We start from the raw sequence: 4,528 nt of genomic DNA on the forward strand, positions 1-4,528 counted from the left end.
TCGCACCGCCCTGATGCGACATTAGTGGTCGACGACGTCCGGGGACGGCGGTTCAGGCTGGATTTCCGTACGGTCGCCGGGGTGAAGCGAGAGATACGAACGCAAGGAAAGTAAGCGATGCAAGCAAGTTGGAAAACCCGAGCCTCACAGGTCGGCGTTGTGTTGACAACCATCATCGGTCTATATGGTTGTGCGTCCAGTTCCGAGCGGACGCCGGGTGATCCTTTGGAGCCAATAAATCGAGCGGTCTTCTCATTCAACGATGGCGTGGACACGTACTTCGCACGTCCGGTGGCCGTGGGATATACGAAGATAACTCCGAGTCCCATTCGCACCGCGATAAGCAACTTCTTCTCGAACATCGGTGATATCGGAAACTTGTCGAACGACTTGCTGCAGTTGAAGCTTACCGACGCCACCGAGGACCTGGTGCGCTTTGCATTCAATTCGACATTCGGGATGGGTGGTTTGCTCGACTGGGCGACACCAGCTGGCTTGCCGAAGCACCAACAGGATTTTGGACTGACGTTGGGACACTACGGCGTACCTTCCGGTCCCTATCTCGTACTACCGCTGTTCGGCCCAAGCTCCTTCCGGGACTCGACCAGCTGGATGTTCGCGTATTTCACGACTCCCATAAGCTTCCTGTCAGCAGACGTCGGTGTCCCCTTATTCGGCGTGAACTTCATCAGTGCGCGGGCTGATCTTCTCGGCGCGACAGATGTGCTGTCACAAGCAGCGTTGGATAAGTACACGTTTGTCCGTAATGCCTATACGCAACGGCGTCGCTATTTGCTGGACAGTGACACTGCGCCGCCGGACTACGCTGGCGTCAATGACGAGCCGACCGGAGTATCCGATGCGGCTGAGTCGCGCACGGTGAGCGCAAACCCAGATTCGAGGAATGGACTGGCTCACGTGTCCGGCGCTGTGACTCCCTCGGGGGGCGTTGTTACCCACTAGGAGCTATTTCCTTCGGTCGCACGTTTCCATCGGATCGCCAGAAAATAAAAAAGGGAATTCCACGCATGAATTCGTTCCACCGGGGCGACTGGTTGCAGCTTGCTCAGGCAGGTGGCGGGATGCTTGCCATCGCTGCCGCCGCGCTCGTACCTTTCGCGCATGGACGATTCGTCGAACGACGGCGGCGTCGAGCGCAGATGCGGATAGTCTTGGCAGTCTGCGGTCGCATGTCTGGACGGCTCGACGACTTGAAGACTGCCTTTGAGTCCAACGCCGATTTGCCGCGTTACGCGGAATATGGTGTGGACCGTGAGTGGGAGCAGACGCGCCAGACGTTGGCTGCGTTTCCCGTTTGGGAGCTTACTGACCACGTGATTGCAGTTCAGATCGGGCATCTTCGATCTGCTGCAGAGCAAGGCCACGCTATCGCTAAAAGATACGCGTCGGAGCGAGACGCCGCTGATCCGATATACGACGCGCTGGTCGAACACGTGCTCGCCTGCAAGGTTGTTATGACCCGCGCGGAGATCGAACTCCGCAAGCGCCTGTGAAGCCACGGCATCGCCGGATAGGAGCGGATTTTCTTTCATGCCCTGGAGGCAAAGCGGGTGGTTTTCGGCGGCACGATTTTATTTAGTTATCCAGCGAAGCGCGGTTCCGGCAAACCCTTCACGCCCAACCCGGTGATAGCGAACAGGCCGCCTTTATCGCGTTCCTTTTGCGGGATGCCCCACATCGGGCGGCCCATCGTCGTGACGAACAGAATGTCCAGATCCGCACCGCCGAACATCACGCTCGTCAGGTTGCGCACAGGGAACGGCACGACGCGGTCGAGCGTGCCGTCCGGCGCGAATCGCAGAATACGTCCGCCGAAAACAAGCGCCGACCAGACGTAGCCTTCGGCATCGACGGTCGCGCCATCGAAGGTCCCCGCCATGTCGCGCGCCGACGCAAACACGCGTCGGTTTGCCACCGCGCCGGTCTCGATATCGTAGTCGTACGCGTACATCTGCTTGTCGTAGGTATCGGTGAAATAGAACGTGCGATTGTCCGGGCTCCAGCACGGTCCGTTCGAGCAACTGATGCCGCCATCGAGACGCGTGACCTGGCCGTTTGTGTCGAGCCGATACAGCGCACCGCTTCGGCTCGAGCGCTGGCCGCGATCGGCGTCGTAGCGGTCGAAGTCGTAGGCCATCGTGCCCGCGATAAAGCGGCCGCGCCCGTCCACCTTGCCGTCATTGAAACGCGTTTCGGGATCGTCGCTTTCCGGGTCCGCGATGAGCTTGATCGTCTGCGCGTCGAAGTCGTAGAAGTGCAGGCCATTCGCGAGCGCAACCACGGCGCCGCCCTGCTCGCGCAGCGCCATCGAACCAATGTGGCGGGGCACGAAATAGCGCCGCACGTCGCTGCCGTCGGCGCGGCAACTGCTGATTTCGGCAGCAGTACTGTCGATCCAGTAGAGGCGTTGTTCCTTCACATCCCACAGCGGTCCTTCACCAAGATGATTGTCGGCATCGACGATCAGGCGGGTTTCGATCATTACTGTCTCCGGTTATGAGGTCTTGTCGTCGTCGGACTTCGACATTGCCCGACGATGCGCGAGCAATGCCATGAGCTGGCGGTCACGCCAGCGGCTGCGGCTTTCGATCTCGTCACGAGGCAGGACGTCGCGGCGCTCGGCATCGAGTCGCGCGATGCTCTCTTGCGACCAGTCGAACGGCACGCTGTCCGCTGCAAAGGAGCGATACATCGCACCGTAACGCTTCGCGTAGTCCGGCACGCCACCGGGCGCATTGAGGTCGATGGTCTCGAACGGACCCATGAACGACCACCGCAGTCCGAGGCCGTCGCGCATCACGGTATCGAGATCCGCGGCACTCGCATAGCCGCGTGCGAAGAGGCTAAGCGCTTCATCGAGAAGAACGCCTTGCAGGCGGTTCAACAAAAACCCCGGTATCTCTCGCGTGACGATAACCGGTTGCTGGCCGGCCTCTTCGTACAGCGCACGCGCACGGGCCAGCGTCTGAGGCGTGGTCCACGGTGCGCCGCATAATTCGACCAGCGGCACCAGCGAAGGTGGATTCACCGGATGCGCAACGAGGCAACGCGCGCGGCCGGCAAGGTCTTCGGTGAAGGTGGAAGCAGGCAGGCCTGAGGTCGAGCTTGCAAGCAGCGTGTCGGGGCGCGTCAGCTTGTCCAGTTCGGCGAACAGCGCACGCTTGACCTCCACGATCTCCGCGATGTTCTCCTGCACCAGATCGACGTCATGCACGGCGTCCGCGAGTTTTTCGCACGCCGTAACGCGCGACACAATCTGTTCGTCTGGCTCCTCGATCAATCCGTACTCGCGCAGGTCGGCGACGCTGTCACGAATGGAAGGAATCGCACCGTCGAGCATCGTGGGGTCGGCGTCGTAAAGCCTGACCTCAAAGCGCGCGCGCGCGAACACGATCGCCCACGCGCGGCCTATCCGCCCTGATCCAATCACCGCAACGCGTTTATTCACCATAACTAGCTCCATGGACGATCAGGCTTTCTTGTCGCGCAGCGTGATCACCGCGGCCAGCACGACGAGGCCATTGATGATGTCGCGCACGGCGGGCGGCACGGTGGTGCCGGCGAGCAGCGTACCGAGCGCGGTGAGCAGCAACGCGCCTCCGAACACGCCGAGATAGTGACCACGGCCGCCAGTGATCAAGGCGCCACCAACGACCACTACCGCTATTGATGGCAAGAGATACGGATCGCCCATGCCGAGGAATGCCTGGTTGCTGAAACCCGCGAGCAACAAGCCCACCACGGCCGAACACAAACCCGAGAGGCAATACACAGCGATAAGCGTCGCGCCCACGCGCACGCCCGAGAGCTTGGCCGCGATCTGCGAATTGCCGACGGCGTAGATGCGTCGTCCGAACGCCGTGCGATGCAGCAACAGCAACGCAAGCACGAGGAACAGCGGCACACACCATGCCGCGAGCGACAACGGCCCGATATGTCCGTTTGTGAAATTGCTGATGACCGGTGGCGCCCAGCCTTGCGGCGAGCCGTTGCAATAGATAAGCGTGATGCCTTGGAGCAGGCCATTGGCGGCCAGGGTGACCACAATGGGCGGCAAGCCCAGCACGACCACGCCAATGCCGTTGAATATGCCTACCAGCAAGCCCGCTCCGAGCACGAGCGGCACAGCCCATGCCGCGGCTTCGTTGACGCCGTGCGTCAGCCCTGTCAGCAACACACCAGACAGCGTAATAAGCCAGGGCACGGAAAGGTCGAGACCGCCAGTCAAGATCACCGCGCCTTGCCCGAGTCCTAATATCGCCAGAAAGAGCGTCAGCGTCAGCAAGCTGGTATAGAAATTGGCGCTCGCGAGCACACCCGGGCCGTAGACAATGCCCGTGATGACGATCACCGCGAAGAACAGCAAATACGCGGGCACCACGTACTTGACCCACTCGCGATTGCGTTCGATCCAGTCGGCCAGCATGCGGCCCTTGAGTTCCGTGTTTTCTATCGGCCGGAAATCTTCTACTTCGAACTTCACGCGCCGCGCATTTGGATCGTCCTT

At 60.8% G+C, this 4,528-nt stretch carries 4 protein-coding genes and 1 pseudogene; 2 read left to right on the forward strand and 3 right to left on the reverse strand.

The genetic code is table 11. From position 1 onward, the window contains the following. Window positions 1–117: 117 nt before the first annotated feature. Window positions 118–790, forward strand: a pseudogene (locus WCA53_RS31905) (MlaA family lipoprotein); the annotation flags it as partial. Between the two features lie 238 nt (window positions 791–1,028). Beyond that, window positions 1,029–1,514 (forward strand): hypothetical protein, encoded by a 486-nt coding sequence (locus WCA53_RS31910; RefSeq protein WP_423921152.1) that lies wholly within the window; start codon window positions 1,029–1,031, stop codon window positions 1,512–1,514. 86 nt (window positions 1,515–1,600) lie between these two features. On the opposite strand, the gene WCA53_RS31915 is transcribed toward WCA53_RS31910, so the two are convergent. From WCA53_RS31915 to WCA53_RS31925, 3 genes are all read right to left on the reverse strand, one after another. Further along, window positions 1,601–2,503, reverse strand: coding sequence for an SMP-30/gluconolactonase/LRE family protein (locus WCA53_RS31915; RefSeq protein ID WP_423921155.1), 903 nt, complete (start codon window positions 2,501–2,503; stop codon window positions 1,601–1,603). Between the two features lie 12 nt (window positions 2,504–2,515). After that, on the reverse strand, window positions 2,516–3,472 hold the full coding sequence (locus WCA53_RS31920) for a 3-hydroxyacyl-CoA dehydrogenase (RefSeq protein ID WP_423921158.1): 957 nt from the start codon (window positions 3,470–3,472) through the stop codon (window positions 2,516–2,518). A gap of 18 nt (window positions 3,473–3,490) precedes the next feature. Further along, window positions 3,491–4,528: ABC transporter permease (locus tag WCA53_RS31925; protein ID WP_423921161.1), on the reverse strand; the 1,038-nt coding region annotated here is incomplete at its 5' end.

This window comes from Caballeronia sp. (genome assembly GCF_049581465.1).
GTDB lineage: Bacteria > Pseudomonadota > Gammaproteobacteria > Burkholderiales > Burkholderiaceae > Caballeronia.

What these genes read in the sequence shown, in the direction of transcription:
- WCA53_RS31915 (WP_423921155.1), bottom strand. Translation starts at nt 2,503, where the DNA reads ATGATCGAAACCCGCCTGATCGTCGATGCCGACAATCATCTTGGTGAA.
- WCA53_RS31920 (WP_423921158.1), bottom strand. Translation starts at nt 3,472, where the DNA reads ATGGTGAATAAACGCGTTGCGGTGATTGGATCAGGGCGGATAGGCCGC.
- WCA53_RS31910 (WP_423921152.1), top strand. Translation starts at nt 1,029, where the DNA reads ATGAATTCGTTCCACCGGGGCGACTGGTTGCAGCTTGCTCAGGCAGGT.